This window comes from Candidatus Skiveiella danica, from assembly GCF_022705245.1.
Lineage (GTDB): Bacteria > Pseudomonadota > Gammaproteobacteria > Burkholderiales > Burkholderiaceae_C > Skiveiella > Skiveiella danica.
This window is the reverse complement of record NZ_JAKJEW010000027.1, coordinates 1-18,004: the sequence shown is the minus strand read 5'-3', so window position 1 is coordinate 18,004 and position 18,004 is coordinate 1. Positions and strand designations below refer to the sequence as shown.

The 18,004-nt window shown below is 67.6% G+C and carries 12 protein-coding genes; all 12 read right to left on the bottom strand.

Features of this window, described 5'->3' with window-relative positions; all coding sequences use genetic code 11:
* Positions 1-5 precede the first annotated feature (5 nt).
* Positions 6-797 carry a uroporphyrinogen-III C-methyltransferase gene (cobA, locus tag ACMUOY_RS15010; protein WP_413893542.1) on the bottom strand — a complete coding sequence of 264 codons (792 nt, stop codon included), beginning with the start codon at positions 795-797 and terminating at the stop codon, positions 6-8.
* Complete coding sequence (gene ybiB, locus ACMUOY_RS15005; protein ID WP_413893541.1) at positions 794-1,699, bottom strand: DNA-binding protein YbiB; 906 nt, start codon at positions 1,697-1,699, stop codon at positions 794-796. The genes cobA and ybiB overlap by 4 nt, the downstream gene beginning before the upstream one ends.
* A 69-nt stretch (positions 1,700-1,768) precedes the next feature.
* The gene (locus ACMUOY_RS15000) at positions 1,769-4,681 is read right to left on the bottom strand and encodes a molybdopterin-dependent oxidoreductase (RefSeq protein WP_413893575.1); all 2,913 of its coding nucleotides are present in this window, start codon (positions 4,679-4,681) and stop codon (positions 1,769-1,771) included.
* A 2-nt stretch (positions 4,682-4,683) separates the two neighbouring features.
* Positions 4,684-5,070, bottom strand: a complete 387-nt coding sequence (gene nirD / locus ACMUOY_RS14995; protein WP_413893540.1) for a nitrite reductase (NAD(P)H) small subunit — start codon at positions 5,068-5,070, stop codon at positions 4,684-4,686.
* A 115-nt stretch (positions 5,071-5,185) separates the two neighbouring features.
* Positions 5,186-7,663: an NAD(P)/FAD-dependent oxidoreductase gene (nirB, locus tag ACMUOY_RS14990; RefSeq protein WP_413893539.1), complete on the bottom strand. Its 2,478-nt coding sequence runs from the start codon at positions 7,661-7,663 to the stop codon at positions 5,186-5,188.
* A gap of 2 nt (positions 7,664-7,665) precedes the next feature.
* Entirely contained in the window at positions 7,666-8,502 is an 837-nt protein-coding gene (locus tag ACMUOY_RS14985) for an ABC transporter ATP-binding protein (RefSeq protein ID WP_413893538.1), read from the bottom strand.
* Positions 8,499-9,473, bottom strand: a complete 975-nt coding sequence (gene ntrB / locus ACMUOY_RS14980) for a nitrate ABC transporter permease (protein WP_413893537.1) — start codon at positions 9,471-9,473, stop codon at positions 8,499-8,501. Before ntrB ends, ACMUOY_RS14985 begins: the two co-directional genes overlap by 4 nt.
* Positions 9,474-9,499: 26 nt before the next feature.
* Complete coding sequence (locus tag ACMUOY_RS14975; RefSeq protein WP_413893536.1) at positions 9,500-10,744, bottom strand: CmpA/NrtA family ABC transporter substrate-binding protein; 1,245 nt, start codon at positions 10,742-10,744, stop codon at positions 9,500-9,502.
* Between the two features lie 318 nt (positions 10,745-11,062).
* The gene (locus ACMUOY_RS14970) at positions 11,063-12,586 is read right to left on the bottom strand and encodes a TolC family protein (protein WP_413893535.1); all 1,524 of its coding nucleotides are present in this window, start codon (positions 12,584-12,586) and stop codon (positions 11,063-11,065) included.
* Positions 12,579-15,734, bottom strand: coding sequence for an efflux RND transporter permease subunit (locus ACMUOY_RS14965; protein ID WP_413893534.1), 3,156 nt, complete (start codon positions 15,732-15,734; stop codon positions 12,579-12,581). The genes ACMUOY_RS14970 and ACMUOY_RS14965 overlap by 8 nt, the downstream gene beginning before the upstream one ends.
* 12 nt (positions 15,735-15,746) lie before the next feature.
* Positions 15,747-16,985 (bottom strand): efflux RND transporter periplasmic adaptor subunit, encoded by a 1,239-nt coding sequence (locus tag ACMUOY_RS14960; RefSeq protein WP_413893574.1) that lies wholly within the window; start codon positions 16,983-16,985, stop codon positions 15,747-15,749.
* 216 nt (positions 16,986-17,201) lie between these two features.
* Complete coding sequence (locus tag ACMUOY_RS14955; RefSeq protein WP_413893533.1) at positions 17,202-17,849, bottom strand: ANTAR domain-containing response regulator; 648 nt, start codon at positions 17,847-17,849, stop codon at positions 17,202-17,204.
* Positions 17,850-18,004 lie beyond the last annotated feature (155 nt).

Genomic DNA, 18,004 nt, shown 5'->3' with positions numbered 1-18,004 from the left:
GGGCGTCAGGCGATGCGGCGCAATGCCTCGGGGGCCCTCGCAGCCGCGACGCCGCGCACCACATCGCCCACCACGATCACGCAAGGGCTTGTGAGCTGGTCGCGCTCGATCGTGCTGTGCAGCTGGCCCAGGCTTGTCAGTGCGTGGCGCTGGTCGGGCAGGCTGACGTGCTGGATCACGGCCACCGGGGTCGATGCCGGCAGGCCGGTGAGCAGCTCTTCCTGGATGTGCGCGGAGCCCCGCACCCCCATGTAGATCACCAGTGTCAGCCGCGCATCGCGCGCGGTGGCGGCAATGGCGCGCCAGTCAGTGTCGCTGTCGCCCGGGCGCACATGGCCCGTGATGAAAAGCACGCCGTGGGCATGCTCGCGGTGCGTCAGCGGTGCGCCCAGCGACGTGATGCCGGCCAGCCCGGCCGTGATGCCGTTGATGACCTGCACCGTGATGCCCTGCGCACGCAGGTGCTCCACCTCCTCGCCGCCGCGGCCGAAGATGAATGGGTCGCCGCCTTTGAGCCGCACCACGGTTTCGCCTTCGCGCGCGGCCATGACCATGAGCTTCTCGATGAAGGCCTGCGGAGTGCTCTTGCACCCGCCGCGCTTGCCGACGTGGATCACCCGCGCCCCGGGCGGCGCCAGCGCCACGATGGCAGGACTGACGAGGTCGTCGACCAGCAGCACGGTGGCTGCGGCGATCGCCTTGACCGCCTTGATGGTGAGCAGTTCAGGATCCCCGGGGCCCGCGCCCACCAGGCTCACGGTTCCGACGTTGCGCAGGGTTGTCTCGATGTTTTTCATGATGAACCGGTCTCACGCAAGATGTGTTCCAGCTGTGTCTCGATCGAAGCGGGCACCGGCAGGCGGCCGGCGAGGATGTCGCGCACATACGCGGCGGTGCTGGCGGCGTCGATGGCAGTGGGCAGCTCGGGCAGGCGGGCCAGACTGCCAGTCTGGGCTTCCTGCACAGGCACCCGCAGGCCCAGGCGGAAGGCGTCCATCTGCGGCGTGCGGCGCGGGTCGGCCACGGGCTCGCCCTCGGTGCCCCGCAGCAGCAAGGCATTGGCGCCGGTGAGCTCGAAGGTGGCGGCCATCGACACCGCGTATTCGGGATGGGTGTAGCTGCCGACGATCAGGCTGGGGCCGTCCACGGGATTCATGAGCTTGACGAGGCTGTGCGCCGGATTGCGAAGGCCCACCACGCGGCGTACATCCAGCAGGCGCGCCAGGCCGGGGCACAGAACGGCGGTCGGAACAAACGCCACGGTGCCCGGCGCGATCGGACCGACGTGGGTCTGCGGCGGCACGCCCAGCGCCGCCAGCACGTCCGACGCGCACACCCGTGAGGACTCGGTGGCGGTGCCATGCACGAGCACCGGCAGGCCCTCGCGCGCCAGCAGCAGCGCCAGCAACGGCGTCAGCACGGGCAGTTTGCGCGCCCCGTTGTAGCTGGGCAGCACCACCACGGGGCGGCTGGCAGCCGGCACCCGGTGCATCCGTGCGTGCGTGGCGTCCAGAAAACCGGCCATCTCGGCGGGCGTTTCACCCTTGATGCGCATGGCCAGGCAGAAGGCCCCGACCTCCAGGTCACTCACCGTGCCATCGAGCACCTGGCCGAACAGGTCGGCGGCCTGCTCCCGCGTGAGGGCGCGTGCGCCGTCCTTGCCGCGGCCGATTTCCTTGATGTACTGGCTGATTCCCATGGCGCAATTGTCTTTCAGTCGGCATGACTTTCGGCTATAGGGCCAATGAAGTCCGGGCCCCGAGGCGGTTCAGGCCGCCGCCGCCGTGGCGGCCGTTGCGCGAACCAGCCGCTTGAGTTCCGGGATGCACGAGCCGCAGTTGGTGCCGCATTTCAGGCTGGCCTGCAGGGCGGCCAGCCGGGAGTCGTCGCTGCCACGGCAGTCGGCCAGGCAGCCGGAGATGGCGATATCGGTCACGTTGAAGCAGGTGCACACCTGCCTGCCGCGCTGTTTCGCGGCATCGGCCACTTCCACCGGTGCTTTCGAGCCGGGCACCAACAGCAGCCGACCGTACGACTGCGCCGGCAGGCTGTCCTGCAGCAGGGTCTTGATCCAGGCTTCGGCGCTGGTGTCGCCAGCGAGCAGGAACCCGTCGAGACGCGCCGCACTGCCCGTGCGCACCAGCTTCATCGTGCGGCGCTGACCCTTTGTTGGGTCGGCGTATTGCAGGGCCTCGTCACCGGCCAGGCCGAGCCAGCGCTCGATCCGGCTGAGCAGGGCTGGGTCGGGCGCGTAGTCGGCGGCCGCGCGAAACAGCAGGCCGGTGCGCGTCGCGTCGGGCGGGGCGTCCACCGGCGCGGGGCTGGAAAAGGGCACACAGGACGCAAAGCTGAACTGCGGCATCAGTGCGCGCAAGGCCTCGCGCGCGGCGAGCGCCTCGCCCTCGGGCAGCCAGGCCACGCCCAGCAGCGACCAGGGCAGTTCGGCCTTCAGGATCTTCACCGCCGCGTGCTTGAGTTCGGGCTGCTTGGACACCGGGCAAAAGGCCGGGATGGTCAGCGCGTTGACGCCGGCCAGCGGCTCGCCGCTGCTGCCGCGTCCGCTCAGGTACTCGGGCCCCCAGTGCATGGCGATGAAGGCCTGGCTCGGCGCCACCTCGCCGCAGGCCTGCACGGGCAGCACGATGGAGCCGCGCCGGCTGGTGACGTGCACCAGGTCGCCGTCCTTTAGGCCCCGGCGCGCCATGTCCTGAGGGTGCAGCTGCACCGCGGGCTCAGCGACATGGCCGAACAGGCGGCCCAGCGTGCCGGTTCGCGTCATGCCGTGCCAGTGGTCGCGCAGGCGCCCGGTGGTCAGTGAAAACGGGTAGCGCGCGTCGCGCGGTTCGGCGACGCTCTCGTAGGCCGCGGCCGCGAAGCGCGCCCGGCCGTCGGCGGTCGGGAAAACGCCGTCTTCATACAGGCGCGCACGCCCGGCGGACTCGCCTTGCTTCAGCGGCCATTGCTGCGGCGCGGCGTCCAGCATGGCGTAACTCAGGCCGGAGATGTCCAGGTCCCGCCCCCGGGTGGATTCGCGGTGTTCGTTCCAGAGGGATTCGGGGGTGCTGTAGGGAAACAGGCCTTTGACGGGCAGCGCCGGTCCGGGCCTGTCCTGGGCCCCATCGAAGGGCTCGGCGACAGGCGCAGGGCGAGCCGACAACAGCCGCTCCAGCCGCCGCGCGAAGTCCACCGCGATCTGCCAGTCATGGCGGGGCGCGTCAGCGCTGCCTTCGGCCTTGGGCGGGGCGACGGCGGCGCGCACCCGGCTGATGCGTCGCTCGCTGTTGGTGACGGTGCCCTCTTTCTCGCCCCAGGTCGTGGCGGGCAGCAACAGGTCGGCATAGTCACAGGTGGCTGCCGTGGCGAAGGCCTCCTGCACCACCACGAACTCGGCGCGCTGCAGTGCGCGGCGCACGGTGGCCTGGTCGGGCAGGCTCTGGGCCGGGTTGGTGCAAGTGATCCACAAGGCCTTGATTTCGCCATCGGCGGCAGCCTGGAACATCTCGACAGCGGTCTTGCCGGGCTTGTCCGGAACGCTCGGCACGCCCCACAGCGCGGCGACCTCGGCGCGGTGCGCCGGGTTCGCGAGGTCGCGGTGGCCGCTGAGCAGGTTGGCCATGCCGCCGACCTCGCGGCCGCCCATGGCGTTGGGCTGGCCGGTCAGCGAGAAGGGTCCGGCGCCGGGCTTGCCGATCTGCCCGGTGGCCAGGTGCAGGTTGATCAGCGCGGCGTTCTTGGCCGTGCCGCTGCTGGACTGGTTCAGGCCCTGGCAGTACAGGCTTAAGGTCGGTCCGCGCTGGTGGGAATGGCCATCCATGCCGGCAAACCAGCGTGCGGCGGTCAACAGATCCTCCTTGGCGATGCCGCAGGTCTGCGCCACGCGCTCGGGCGTGCAGTCGCGCACGATGGCCTTGAGGCCGTCGAAGCCACCGGTGTGCGCCGCGATGAAAGCGGCGTCGGTCCAGCCTTCCCACAGCATGATGTGCAGCAGGCCGTGAAACAGCATCACGTCGGTGCCGGGCAACACGGGCAGGTGGAGGTCGGCCACGCCGGCGGTGTCGGTGCGGCGCGGATCGGTCACGATGATCTTCAACGCCGGCCTGGCCTGCTTCGCGTCTTCGATGCGGCGAAACAGCACCGGGTGCGCAAACGCCGTGTTGCTGCCGACGATGAACAGGCACCGCGCGTGATTGACGTCGTCGTAGCAGGCCGGGGGCGCGTCGGCGCCCAACGTGAGCTTGTAGCCGGCCACCGCGCTGCTCATGCACAGGCGCGAGTTGCTGTCGATATTGTTGGTGCCGATCAGGCCTTTGGCCAGCTTGTTGAAGGCGTAGTAGTCCTCGGTCAGCAGCTGGCCGCTGATGTAGAAACCCACGGCGTCGGGCCCGTGCGCCTGGATGATGCGGGCGAACCGGGTGCTGGCTTCGTCCAGCGCCGCGTCCCACGGGATGGCGTGCGGTGCCGCGCCGCGCTGCACGCGCCGCATCGGCTGCAGCAGGCGGGTCTGGCGAGTGACCGCCTGCGTGGCCGTGAGGTGAAGCGTCGAGCCCTTGGTGCACAGCCGCCCGAAGTTGGCCGGATGCTCCGGGTCGCCGCGCACCCCGGTGATCTGGTCGCCCGACGATTCGATGACCACGCCGCAGCCCACACCGCAGTAGGGACAGGTGGATCGGGTTTCCTTCAAGCTCATGCGCAGGAGACAGTTCTTCTGGCCGGGCCCGCGACCGGTCGCGTCAGGTCGGTGGCATGGCCGGCCAGCTCGGCCGCGTTCAGCGACACCAGGCCGCCTTCCACCTTCACCGCGAAGCGCGGCGTGCAGCCTTCGTCGGGTTCCTTCGCGCAGCCGCTGTCCAGGCCGATGGTCCAGTTGTGCAGCGGGCAGGCCACGCTGGTGCCGAACACGATGCCCTGCGACAGCGGGCCGCCCTTGTGCGGGCAGCGGTCGAGCAAGGCGAAGACTTCATCCCGGTCGTTGCGGAACACCGCCACATCCAGACCCGAGTCACGCGCCACGCGGCGTGAACCCAGAACCGGGATATCGTCCACGCGGCAGATCACTTTCCATTCGTTCATGGTGTACTCCGTATTTGATAGCAAACTAGGTCCATTCGACGATGGAACAGTGCCAATTTCTCGTGAGACTCAGGCCTTGAGGGCCGAAAACAGGCCGGTGACGCGGTCCATCGCCTCAGGCCGTCACGGGCTCGAACTGCCGGGTGTCGACGGCGGCCTTGTCGAACTCGAACCAGGGATCGGGCTCGCCGTCGAGCGCGAACTGCAGGCGCTCCCACAGCGCCTTGCGGCCTTCGGCATCCTCCAGGATCTTTCGCTTCACATAGTCCATGCCGACGCGGTTCAGGTAGTGCACGGTGCGCTCCAGGTACCAGCCTTCCTCGCGGTAGAGCTGCATGAAGGCGCCGGTGTACTCCAGCACTTCGTCGGCGGTCTTGAGCTTGGTGAAGAAGTGCGCGACCTCGGTCTTGATGCCGCCGTTACCGCCGATGTGCATCTCCCAGCCGCTGTCCACACCGATGATGCCGACGTCCTTGATGCCGGCCTCGGCGCAGTTGCGCGGGCAGCCCGAGACGGCGAACTTCACCTTGTGCGGCGCGTACATGCGCCACATCGCGCGCTCCAGGTCCTTGCCCATCTGCGTGCTGTCCTGCGTGCCCATGCGGCACCATTCGCTGCCCACGCACGTCTTCACCGTGCGCAACGCCTTGGCGTAGGCATGGCCGCTGGGCATGCCGATGTCTTTCCAGACGTTGACCAGGTCTTCCTTCTTCACGCCGAGCAGGTCGATGCGCTGCCCGCCCGTGACCTTGACGGTCGGGATCTTGTACTTGTCCACCGCGTCGGCGATGCGGCGCAATTCGCTGGCCGTGGTCTCGCCGCCCCACATGCGCGGGATCACGCTGTAGGTGCCGTCTTTCTGGATGTTGGCGTGGCTGCGCTCGTTGATAAAGCGGCTCTGTGGGTCGTCCTTCGCCTCCTTGGGCCAGCTGCTGATCAGGTAGTAGTTGACGGCCGGGCGGCAGCTGGCGCAGCCGTTGGGCGTCTTCCATTCCATGAACCTGAAGACATCGGAGATCGTGAGCAGCTTGTTCGCCGTGATTGCCTCGCGCACCGCCTGGTGGCCATGGTCGGTGCAGCCGCACATCGGCTTCATCTTGGCGGTGGCCGAGTAGTCGCCGCCGGCGGTGGCCATCAGCAGTTGCTCCACCAGCCCGGTGCAGGAGCCGCAGGAGGCACTGGCCTTGGTGTGCTTGCGCACCTCGTCCAGGGTGAACAGGCCCTTTTCCTTGATGGTCTTGCAGATCCTGCCCTTGGTCACGCCGTTGCAGCCGCAGACCTCGTCGCTGTCCGCCATCGCGGCGGCCTTGTTGTGGCCTTCATGGCCGGCGTCGCCGATGTTGGATTCGCCGAACATCAGCTTGTCGCGGATGTCGCCGATCGGCCGGCCTTCGCGCAGCAGCTTGAAGTACCAGCTACCGTCCACCGTGTCGCCATACAGGCAGGCGCCGATGAGCTTGTCGTCCTTGATCACGAGCTTCTTGTAGACGCCGGCAAACGGGTCGCTCAGGACGATCTGCTCGGTGCCTTCGCCGCCCTGGAATTCCCCGGCGGAAAACAGGTCAATGCCCGTGACCTTGAGCTTGGTGGAGGTGAGCGAGCCGGTGTAGCGCCCGATGCCGAACTGCGCCAGATGATTGGCCGCGACCTTGGCCTGCTCGAACAGCGGCGCCACCAGCCCGTAGGCGATGCCGCGGTGGGCCGCGCATTCCCCCACGGCGTAGATGCGCGCGTCGGTCACGGTCTGCAGGGTGTCGCTGACGACGATGCCACGGTTCACGTGCAGGCGCATGGTCTCCGCCAGTGCGGTGTTGGGGCGGATGCCCACGGCCATGACGACGAGGTCGGTCGGGATCTCGGAGCCGTCTTTGAACTGCAGCGCCATCACGCGCCCCGCCTTGCCGCCGTCGGCGTCGCCGATCAGCGCCTGCGTCTGACCACCCAGCACGAAGCGCAGGCCGCGTTCTTCCAGAGACTTCTGCAGCAGCTTGCCCGCGACCTCGTCGAGCTGGCGCTCCATCAGCGTGGGCATGACATGCACCACGCTGACCTGCATGCCGCGCTTCATCAGGCCGTTGGCCGCTTCCAGCCCGAGCAGGCCGCCGCCGATGACCACGGCGCGTTGGTATTTTTCGCTCGCTTCGATCATCGCGTGGGTGTCGGCGATGTCCCGGTAGGCGATCACGCCCTCCAGGTCCTTGCCCGGGATCGGCAGGATGAACGGGTTGGAGCCCGCGGCCAGCAGCAGGCGGTCGTACTCGGCGCTCATCGTCTCGCCGGCGGCGTTCGCGGCGTGCACCACGCGGCGCACACGGTCCACGTGGGTGACGGTCCAGCCGGCGTGCAGCGTGATGCCGTGCTCCCGGTACCAGGCCCAGTCGTTGAGCACGATTTCGTCCAGCGTCTGTTCGCCGGCAAGCACCGGCGACAGCAGGATGCGGTTGTAGTTGGGGTGGGGTTCGGCGCCGAAGACGGTGATGTCGTACAGGTCGGGCGCGATCTTCAGCAGCTCTTCGAGCGTGCGCACGCCAGCCATGCCGTTGCCGACCATGACCAGCTTCATTCGCTCCTTGGGGTTGGTCCGCATGTCCATGGTCAGGCCGCCTTTTCCACATGCGCCTGGCGCGTGTAAAGGAAGTCGATCACGGCTTTGCGGTAGCCCAGGTAGCGCGGGTCGTCGGCCAGCGCCACCCGGCTGCGCGGGCGGGGCAGGTCGACCTGTAGCACCTCGCCGATGGTGGCCGCGGGGCCGTTGGTCATCATGACGATCTTGTCGGACAGCAGCACCGCCTCGTCGACGTCGTGCGTGACCATCACCACGGTGCTGTGGGTGCGCGCCACGATGTCGAGCAGTTCGTCCTGCAGCTTGGCGCGGGTCAGGGCGTCGAGCGCACCGAAGGGCTCGTCCATCAGCAGCACCTTGGGCTCCATCGACAGCGCCCGGGCAATGCCCACGCGCTGTTTCATGCCGCCCGAGATCTCGCCAGGGCGTTTCTGCGCGGCGGCACTCAGGCCGACCAGCGCCAGCGCGGCGTCGGTGCGGGCCTTGAGCTGCGCCTTGTTCTCGGACGGGGCCCCGGTGGTTTTGGAGCCGGCGCCAAACACGCGCTCCACCGCGAGGTAGACGTTCTCGAAGCAGGTCAGCCAGGGCAGCAGCGAGTGGTTCTGGAACACCACCGCCCGCTCAGGGCCGGGGCCAGCGATCTCGCGGTTGGCGCACAGCAGCACGCCCTGGGTCGGCGTGGTCAGCCCCGCGATCAGGTTCAGCAGCGTGGATTTGCCGCAGCCCGAGTGGCCGATCAGCGCGACGAACTCGCCCTTGGCCACGGTGAGGTGGATTTCGCGCAGGGCGGGGAACATCCCTTTACGGGTCTTGAAGGTCTGCTCGACGCCGGAGATTTCGATGAATTTGGTGGTCAGGGAATCGTTCATGATTTGACCTCTTCGAACGTGAACGCGGTGGCGATCTTGATCAGGGCGTATTCGAGAATCAGCCCGACGATGCCGATCACGAAGATCGCGATGATGATGTTCTTGACGTTGAGGTTGTTCCACTCGTCCCACACCCAGAAGCCGATGCCCACGCCGCCGGTCAGCATCTCGGCGGCCACGATCACCAGCCAGGCCGTGCCCACCGCCAGGCGCACGCCGGTCAGCATGTAGGGCAGCACCGAGGGGAACAGGATCTTGGTGAGGATCTTCCACTCGGACAGGTTCAGCACGCGGGCCACGTTCATGTAGTCCTGCGGCACGCGCTGCACGCCCACGGCGGTGTTGATGATCATCGGCCAGATCGAGCAGATGAAGATGGTCCAGATGGCGGCCGGATTCGCCCCCTTGAACACCAGCAGGCCGATCGGCAGCCAGGCCAGCGGCGACACCGGGCGCAGCAGGCTGATCAGCGGGTTGAACATGCGGCTCAGGAACTCGAAGCGGCCGATGGCAAAGCCGGCCGGAATGCCGACCGCTGCCGCCAGGCCAAAGCCCAGCGCCACGCGCTCCAGCGACATCAGCACGTTCCAGCCCACGCCCTGGTCGTTCGGACCCTTGCGGTAGAACGGGTCGGCGAATATCACCAGCGCCTGTTTCCAGGTCTCCAGCGGGCTGGGGATGCTGCTGCTGGTCGAAATCGAGACGATGGCCCAGATGCCGATCAGCAGGACCAGGCCCATCACCGGCGGCAGCACGGCGGTCCAGAAATCGCGCGATTTCCCGCTCCAGTGGTTGCCGGGGGCCGTGGTGGCCTTGAGCTCGTCATTTTTCAAGATTTTTTCCATGCTTCCCAGCGTCGAATGGTCCTTGTCAGCTATTGATTTCAGAGCGTTGTGAGGCTGCGGCGACGAGGACGACGGTGCGGTGAGGGTGGGGGCGTCGAAGGGCCCGTGGAAGACGGCACTGACCATGGTGTTTCTCCTGGAGTGAGGGCCGTTCAGGCCTTGACCTTGAACGAATCGGCGTATTTCTTCGGGTCTTTCCCGTCCCAGACCACGCCGTCCATCAGCTTGCTGGTGCGCATCGCGTCCTTGGGCACGGGCGCCTTTGCGGCGGCGGCGGCCTGCTTGTAAATATCGATCTGGTTGACCTGTTTCGCGACGGCGAGGTAGTCGGGGTGCTCCTTGAGCAGGCCCCAGCGCTTGTGCTGCGTGAGGAACCACATGCCGTCGCTCAGGTAGGGCAAGGTCACCGCGCCTTCGTTGTAGAACTTCATGTGGTTGGGGTCGTCCCAGGTCTTGCCCATGCCGTTCTGGTAACGCCCGAGGATGCGCTGGTTGATGGCGTCCACGCTGGTGTTGACGAAGCTCTTGTCGGCGATCGTCTCGGCCATCTTGTTCTTGTTGGCCAGGCTGGAATCGATCCAGCGGCCGGCCTCGATGATCGCGGCGGTCACGGCGCGGCAGGTGTTGGGGTACTTCTTGACGAACTCGCCGGTGGTGCCCAGCACCTTCTCGGGGTGGTCCTTCCAGATGTCCTGGGTGGTGGTGGCGGTGACACCGATGCCGTCGATGATGGCGCGGTGGTTCCAGGGCTCGCCCACGCAGTAGCCGTCCATGTTGCCCACGCGCATGTTGGCCACCATCTGGGGCGGCGGCACGGTGATGACCTTGGCGCCCTGCATCGGGTCGATGCCGTTGGCCGCCATCCAGTAGTACAGCCACATGGCGTGCGTGCCGGTCGGGAAGGTCTGGGCGAAGGTGTATTCGCGCTTCTCGACCGCCATCAGCTTGGCCAAGCCGGCGCCGTCAACCGCGCCCTTGTCGGCCAGCTTCTTCGACAGCGTAATGGCCTGGCCGTTGTTGTTGAGCGTCATCAGCACGGCCATGTCCTTCTTGGGGCCACCGATGCCGACGTGGACCCCATAGACCAGGCCGTACAGCACATGGGCGAAGTCGAGTTCGCCGTTGACCAGCTTGTCGCGCACGCCAGCCCAACTGGCTTCCTTCGTCGGAATGATCTTGACGCCGTATTTCTGGTCAATGCCCAGCACCGAGGCCATGACCACGCTGGCGCAGTCGGTCAGCGGGATGAAGCCGATCTTGACTTCCTTCTTCTCGGGGGCGTCGGAGCCCTGGGCGTAGACGGCGGCGCGCAGCGCGGGGTTGATGCCCACGGCCCCCACCGCGGCGGTGTGCAGCACGGCGCGGCGGCTGAGGCTGGTTTTCAGAAAGTCGGTCATGGCAATACTCCTTGAAGACAAGACAGAAAGCAAAAAAGGCGTCCTCACCGTGCGCAGGGCTTGCGGGAAGCCGCGCGCAGGTGGGGACGCCTTTGTCCGGGTTTGACCGGTTCAGCCCGCCGTTGGACTGCTCCGGTCAGATGACCATCATTGGTCGTGGACAGAGTTACGCAAACGTCGTGCCAGCCTCATGCCACCGGATTGACTTCAATAGATATAGCAAACAATGACCATTTGACGATGGGAATGAGCCTGTTTTGTGCAACTTGAGGCGCACGCACCGGCTTTGTGCGCTGCACCATCGTGGCGAGCCGGCGCTCAGGCCGGCGGGACCGCCGCACCGCCGCCAAGCACCTTGTACAGCGTGACCTGGTTCTGCCAGTACGCCAGGCGTACCTGCGCCAGCGCCTGCTGCAGCAGGAACAGCGAGCGCTGGGAGTCCAGCACCTCCAGGTAGCTGGACACCCCGTTGCGGTAGCGCAGGTCGGCCAGGCGGAAGCGGTCGGTCTCGGCATCCACCTGGGCCTGCTGCGCCGCCAGCTGGGCTCCCAGGGTGGCACGCCCGGCCAGCGCGTCGGCCACTTCCCGGAACGCGCTCTGGATCGCCTTTTCATACTGCGCCACCGCGATGTCGCGCCCGGCCTGGCTGGAGGCCAGATTGGCCTCATTGCGTCCGGCATCAAAGATCGGCTGCAGCACCTGGCCGGCCAGGGTGCCGCCCCAGAAGCCGTTTTCGAACAGATTCGTCAGCCCGGTGCTGGCCGTGCCGTAGGCGGCGGTCAGCGTGATGCGCGGAAAGAAGGCGGCGCGCGCCGCGCCGATGTTGGCGTTGGCGGCAATCAGCTGCTGCTCGGCCTGGCGGATGTCCGGGCGGCGGGTCAAAAGGTCAGACGGCAGGCCGGCGGGCACCTCACTGAATATGGCCCCCACGCTCGTCACCTTGTGTACGTCGCTGCCCCCCGAGGGGGCTGGCCTTGCTTGGGGCGGCCCGGCGCTGCGGCCGTCTGCTATGGACGCGGGAGCCGGAGCGGGCACCAGCAGGGCAGGGGGCAGGGGCTGGCCGACCAGCAGGGTGAGGGCGTTCAGGTCCTGCGCGCGCAGGCGTTGCTGTTGCTGCAGGGCGGCCAGGGCGCCGGCGGTCAGGGATTCGGCCTGGCGCACGTCCAACGCCGACGAGGCCCCGTTGTCCAGCCGCAACCGGGTCAGGCGCAGGGAATCTTCGCGCGTCTTCAAGGTGCTCAGGGTGATCGCGAGCAACTCGTCGTTGGTCTGCAGGTTCAGCCAGGTGTTGGCCACGGCCGCGATCAGGCTGGCCTGCACGGCACGGCGCGCGTCCTCGCTGGCCAGGTACTGCGCCAGCGCCGCATCCTTCAGGCTGGCCACGCGGCCGAACAGGTCCAGCTCCCAGCCGGTGAACGACAGTCCGGCGGTGTAGGCGCTGTTGGTGCCGCCGCTGCCGTCGGTCTTGGGTTGCACGGCGCCGGTGGCGCCCAGGTTCACCGTGGGGAACTGGTCGGCACGCCGGATCTGCCAGGTGGCTCGGGCCTGCTCGATGTTGAGCACCGCCACGCGAAGGTCGCGGTTGTTCACCAGCGCGAGCCGGATCAGCTCGCGCAGGGAGGCATCGCCCACGAAATCGGCCCAGGGCAGTTCGCTGGCCGACCGCGTGGCGGAAGCAGGGGCGGCGGGTGCCGGCGCCGGCCAGTCGGCAGCCACGGGCGCGGCGGGGCGCTCGTAGGTGGGAGTCAGCGAGCAGCCGGCCATCACGGCTGCCACGGCCAGCGCCGGCAGGGTGCGTGCGAAGGGGGAACGCGCTTGGCGTGGTGTTGCGGGCTTAGTCATCGGAATGCACCCCCATGTGCGCGGCCTGCTCGGCGTGCACCTGCTGCTGTCGCGGGCTGTCCTTGAACAGGCCGCGCACCACCACGAAGAAGATCGGCACGAACAACACCGCCAGCGCGGTGCCGCTCAGGATGCCGCCGATCACGCCGGTGCCGATGGCACGCTGGCTGGCCGAGCCGGCACCCGTGGAAATGGCCAGCGGCAGCACGCCGAGCGTGAACGCCATCGAGGTCATGACGATCGGCCGAAACCGCAGGTGGGCGGCAGCCAGTGCCGCCTCGATCACGCCCTTGCCCTGCGCCTGCAGGTCCTTGGCAAACTCGATGATCAGGATGGCGTTCTTCGCGGACAGGCCGATGATGGTGATCAGGCCCACCTGGAAGTAGATGTCGTTCGCGTAGCCGCGCGTCAGCGTGGCCAGCAGCACGCCCAGCACGCCCAGCGGCACCACCAGGATCACCGCCAGCGGGATGCTCCAGCTCTCGTACAAAGCGGCCAGGCACAGGAACACCGACAGGATGGCAAAGGCGTACAGCACGATGGCCTGCGAGCCGGCAATTTTTTCCTCGCGCGACAGGCCGGTCCATTCGAAGCCGAATCCCTGCGGCAGCTGCGTCGCCAGCCGTTCCATCTCCATCATGGCCGCGCCGGTGCTCTGGCCGGGCGCCGCACTGCCGCTGATGCGCATCGACGGGTAGCCGTTGTAGCGCACGGTCTGCATCGGGCCGGTGATCCAACGGGTGCTGGCGAAGGCCGACAGCGGCACCGCCTGCCCCTTGTTGTTGGCCACGCTCAGGCGCAGCAGGTCGTCCGGCTGCATGCGCGCCGGCGCGTCGGCCTGCACCACCACGCGCTGCAGCCGCCCGGCGCTGGGGAAGTCGTTCACGTACGCCGAGCCCAGCGCGGTGGAGATGACGGCGTTGATGGCGTCGAAACTCACGCCCAGCGCGTTGGCCTTGTCGCGGTCGATGTCGAGCTGCAGCTGCGGCGCATCTTCAAGGCCGTCCGGGCGCACCTGCGTCAGGATCGGGCTCTTGGAGGCGGCGCCGAGCAGTTGGTTGCGGGCCGCCAGAAGGGCGTCGCGCCCCAGGCCGGCACGGTCCTGCAGCCGGAAGGCGAAGCCCGATGACGAGCCCAGCTCGGGAATGGACGGCGGGCTCAGCGGAAAGATGAACGCGTCGCGGATGCCGCTCAGGCCGCCGAACGCGCGACCTGCCAAGTCCTGCGCCGATGTGCCCGGCGCCTTGCGCTCATGCCAGTCCTTGAGGGTCACGAAGGCCAGTGCCGCGTTCTGGCCCTGGCCGGAAAAGCTGAAGCCCAGCACACTCACCATGCTTTGCACCTCGGGCTGCTTGAGCATGAAGCCTTCGACCTGCTGCATCACGTCCAGCGCGCGCGCCTGCGTGGCCCCTGGCGGAAGCTGTACGTTGACCAGCAGGGTGCCCTGGTCCTCGTTGGGCAGGAAGGATGTGGGCAAGCGCAGGTAGACCACCGCGGCACCGGCCACGATGGCGACATAGATCACCAGGTAGCGCGCCGCGCGCGGCAGGATGCGCGCCACCACCCCCTCATACCCCTTGGCGGTGCGCGAAAAGCCGCGGTTGAACCAGCCGAAGAAGCCGGTCTTGGCGTGGTGGTGGCCGGCTTCGACCGGCTTGAGCAGCGTGGCGCACAGGGCGGGGGTCAGCGACAGCGCCATGAAGGCCGAGAACGCGATCGACACCCCCATCACCGCCGCGAACTGGCGGTAGATGTTGCCCACTGAACCGCTGAAGAAGGCCAGCGGCACGAACACGGAGATCAGCACCACCGTCACGCCGATGATGGCGCCCGAGATCTGGCCCATGGCCTTGCGTGTGGCCTCAAGAGGCGGCAGGCCTTCCTCGCTCATGATGCGCTCGACGTTTTCCACGACCACAATGGCATCGTCCACCACGATGCCGATCACCAGCACCATGCCGAACATGGTCAGCACGTTGATCGAAAAGCCCATGGCCAGCAGCGTGGCGAAGGTGCCCAGCAGCGCCACCGGCACCACCAGCGTCGGGATGATGGTGTAGCGCCAGTCCTGCAGGAACAGGAACATCACCAGGAACACCAGCGCCACGGCTTCGAGCAGGGTCTCGGCCACCTGGCGGATGGAGATGTCGACGAAGCGAGAGCTGTCGTAGGGAATGGCCCACTTCATCCCCTTGGGGAAGAAGCGCTCCAGCTCGGTCATTTTGGTGCGCACCGCCTTCGCGGTGGCCATGGCATTGCCGGTGGGCGCCAGCTGCACGCCGATGCCCGTGGAGGGCTTGCCATTCAGCCGCGCCGAGGTGGCGTAGGTCTGCGCGCCGAGTTCGATGCGCGCCACATCCTTCAGGCGCACGGTGGAGCCGTCGGCATTGGCGCGCAGCACCACCTGGCCAAACTGCTCCACGCTGGCGAGCTGGCCATTGACGACCACGGTGGCCGCGATGCCCTGGCCGGCCACGTTGGGCAGGGCGCCGATCTCGCCCGCCGACACCTGCGCGTTCTGCGCGCGGATGGCGGCGGTCACTTCGGCGGCGGAGAGGTTCAGCCCGAGCAGCCTGGCCGGGTCGATCCAGATGCGCATGGCGCGCTCGGTGCCGAACAGCTGCGCCTGGCCCACGCCGGGCAGGCGCTGGATTTCGGGCAGCACGCTGCGGGCGGCGAAGTCGCCCAGCGCCACCGGGTCCCAGGCCGGGTCGTCCGACGACAGGATGGCGAACAGCAGGAAGTTGCTGCGGGCCTTTTCAACGCGCACACCCTGCTGGGTGACGGCCGAGGGCAGGCGCGGCGCAGCGCGGGACAGGCGATTCTGCACATCCACCTGGGCCAGGTCGGCATTGGTGCCGGGCTGGAAGCTCAGCGTGATCTGGCCGGTGCCATTGGCCTGGGCCACGGCCTCCATGTAGATCAGGCCGGGCGAGCCGTTCATTTCCTGTTCGATCACCGACAGCACGCTGTCTTCCAGCGTCCGGGCCGACGCGCCGGGATAGGCCGTCGAAATCACGATCGACGGGGGGGCCACCGGCGGGTACTGCGCAATCGGCAACTGCGTGATGGAGACCGCGCCCATCACCATGATGAACAGGGCGATGACCCAGGCAAAGATGGGCCGGTCGATGAAGAATTTCGCCATGGCGCGGGGTCCTCAGCGCGCCACGCCGGAGGCGGCGGATGCGGGTGCGGAGGCGGGCCCGGCTGCGGCGCTGGCCGCCGAGGCAGCAGGCGCGGGCACTGGCGGCTTGCTGCCTGGGGCCACCCACGGCACGGGCTTGACCGGCACATCGCCGCGCAGCTTCTGGAAGCCGTCCACCATCACCTGTTCGCCGGCCTTCAGACCGTCCAGGACGACCCATTGGCCACCCTGCTGGCTGCCGACCTTGACCGGTCGTGGCTTGACCTTGCCGTCGAAGCCGACCACCATGACCGAGTCGCCCTGCGGCGAGCGGGTGACGGCTTGCTGGGGCAGCGCGATGGCATTGCCGGCCTGGGCCTGCTCCAGCCGCACGCGCACGTACAAACCGGGCAACAGGGCACCTTTCGGGTTGGGCAATTCCGCACGCAGCATGATCTGGCCGGTGGTGGCGTCCACCGTCAGGTCGGAGAACAGCAGCTTGCCGGGCAGGGGGTATTCGCTGCCGTCATCGAGCAGCACCCGGACGCTGGCGGCCTGGCCACCGGCGCGCTTGAACTGGCCGCTTTCCAGTGCGCGGCGCAGTGCGATGACTTCGCCAGCCGACTGCGTGAAGTTCACGTACAGCGGGTTGATCTGCTGGATCACCGCCAGCGGTGTGGCTTCGCCCTGGCCGACCAGTGCGCCCTCGGTCACCAGTGAGCGGCCGATGCGCCCGGAAATCGGCGCCGTCACGCTGGCGTAGGCCAGGTTGATGCGCGCCGTCTGAACCGCCGCCTTGCCGGTGGCGACATCGGCCTCGGCCTGTTTCTGCGCAGCCTGGGCATTGACGAATTCCTGCTGGCTGACGGCCTGCGCTTCCACCAGCGGTTTGTAGCGCTCGGCCTGCGCGCGGGCCTGCATCAGGTTGGCCTCGGCCCGCGCCAGGCTGGCCTGCGCGCTGGCGTAGGTGGCCTGATAGGGGCTCGCGTCGATCTCAAACAGCGCTTGGCCAGCCTTCACGTCGCTGCCTTCACGGAACAATTGCTTCTGAAGGATGCCTGCGGCGCGCGCGCGGACCTGGGCGACACGCGAGGCCTCCAGTCGGCCGGGCAGTTCGGTAAACAGGCCGATGTCGCCGGGCGCCACGGTGACCACACCGACCTCGGCCAGCGGCATGCCACCGGGCGGGCCGGCTGGCGGCGCGGCGCCGGGGCCACAGGCCGCCAGCAGGGCGCTCAGGCCCATTGCCATTCCGAAGGTGGCGGCCCGCATACATTGGCGTTGCGGCGGAAGGTCGCAGGGGCTTTCGTACTGGATCGGTGGGCGTGGCGAGCTGGTGGGCATGTGAAAGTCCAGGCTGTGGGCGACAAGCCGGGAGGCGCCGCCGGGGAGAAACAAAAGCCGCAAGTATGCAGACAGTTTGTTGCGCGTGCGCAAAGTGGGCCGATGCGCGCGCTGCGGTCATCGACCCGAGGCTTCGCGTGAGCGTCAGCCCAGCAGATCGGCCATGTCGAGCATGCGCTGCGCGACCTCGGCCAGCTTCAGTCCCTTGTCCATCGCGGCTTTGCGCAGCTTTTCATAGGCTGCCTGCTCGCTCAGTCCCTGGCGCTGCATCAGCAGGCCTTTGGCGCGGTCGATGAGCTTGCGGTCCTTGAGTTCGGCGCTCAGTTCGTCGACCTCGCTGCGCGCCTGCGCCAGCTCCTGGCGCAATGCCTGCTCGTGCTGGAAGCGTGCCAGGGCCACGTCCAGGATGGGGCGGATGCGTTCGGGGGCCAGCCCGGCCACGATGTAAGCCGACACGCCAGCGGCCACGGCGTCTTTCACATGGGTGGTGTCGCTGTCATTGGTGAACATGACGATGGGCCGCGGGGCGTCGCGCGTGGCCATCACCACATGCTCCAGCGCGTCACGGGCCTCACTTTCGGCGTCCACGATCACGAGATCGGGCCGCAGCTGGGTCAGCCGCTCGGTCAGAAAGACGTCGCCCGGCAAAGTGGCCACGAGGTTGAAGCCGCTTTCCAGCAGGCCGATGCGCAGGCTGCGCGAGCGCCCGGCCTGCGCCAAGGCGTCGTCGTCATGGGGATCGGCGACATCCAGGTCCGGAGCAACGACGACAATTCGCAAAGCTTCGTTCATGGGTGAATCGTGAGCAAGAAATACGCCAAAGGCCCCATCATCGGTGCTCAGCCGGGGAGAGAACTGGAGGGCTTCACCTATTGATCTTCTCTAAAAACATGACAACCAATTTGCATCTCACGCGTTATGTCTTCAGGATCATTGCTGGAGAATGT

Coding starts and splice junctions, on each gene's coding strand:
- ACMUOY_RS14955 (WP_413893533.1), bottom strand. CDS start 17,849: ATGAACGAAGCTTTGCGAATTGTCGTCGTTGCTCCGGACCTGGATGTC.
- nirB (WP_413893539.1), bottom strand. CDS start 7,663: ATGGACATGCGGACCAACCCCAAGGAGCGAATGAAGCTGGTCATGGTC.
- ybiB (WP_413893541.1), bottom strand. CDS start 1,699: ATGGGAATCAGCCAGTACATCAAGGAAATCGGCCGCGGCAAGGACGGC.
- ACMUOY_RS14970 (WP_413893535.1), bottom strand. CDS start 12,586: ATGACTAAGCCCGCAACACCACGCCAAGCGCGTTCCCCCTTCGCACGC.
- ACMUOY_RS14965 (WP_413893534.1), bottom strand. CDS start 15,734: ATGGCGAAATTCTTCATCGACCGGCCCATCTTTGCCTGGGTCATCGCC.
- ACMUOY_RS14975 (WP_413893536.1), bottom strand. CDS start 10,744: ATGACCGACTTTCTGAAAACCAGCCTCAGCCGCCGCGCCGTGCTGCAC.
- nirD (WP_413893540.1), bottom strand. CDS start 5,070: ATGAACGAATGGAAAGTGATCTGCCGCGTGGACGATATCCCGGTTCTG.
- cobA (WP_413893542.1), bottom strand. CDS start 797: ATGAAAAACATCGAGACAACCCTGCGCAACGTCGGAACCGTGAGCCTG.
- ACMUOY_RS14960 (WP_413893574.1), bottom strand. CDS start 16,985: ATGCGGGCCGCCACCTTCGGAATGGCAATGGGCCTGAGCGCCCTGCTG.
- ntrB (WP_413893537.1), bottom strand. CDS start 9,473: ATGGTCAGTGCCGTCTTCCACGGGCCCTTCGACGCCCCCACCCTCACC.
- ACMUOY_RS14985 (WP_413893538.1), bottom strand. CDS start 8,502: ATGAACGATTCCCTGACCACCAAATTCATCGAAATCTCCGGCGTCGAG.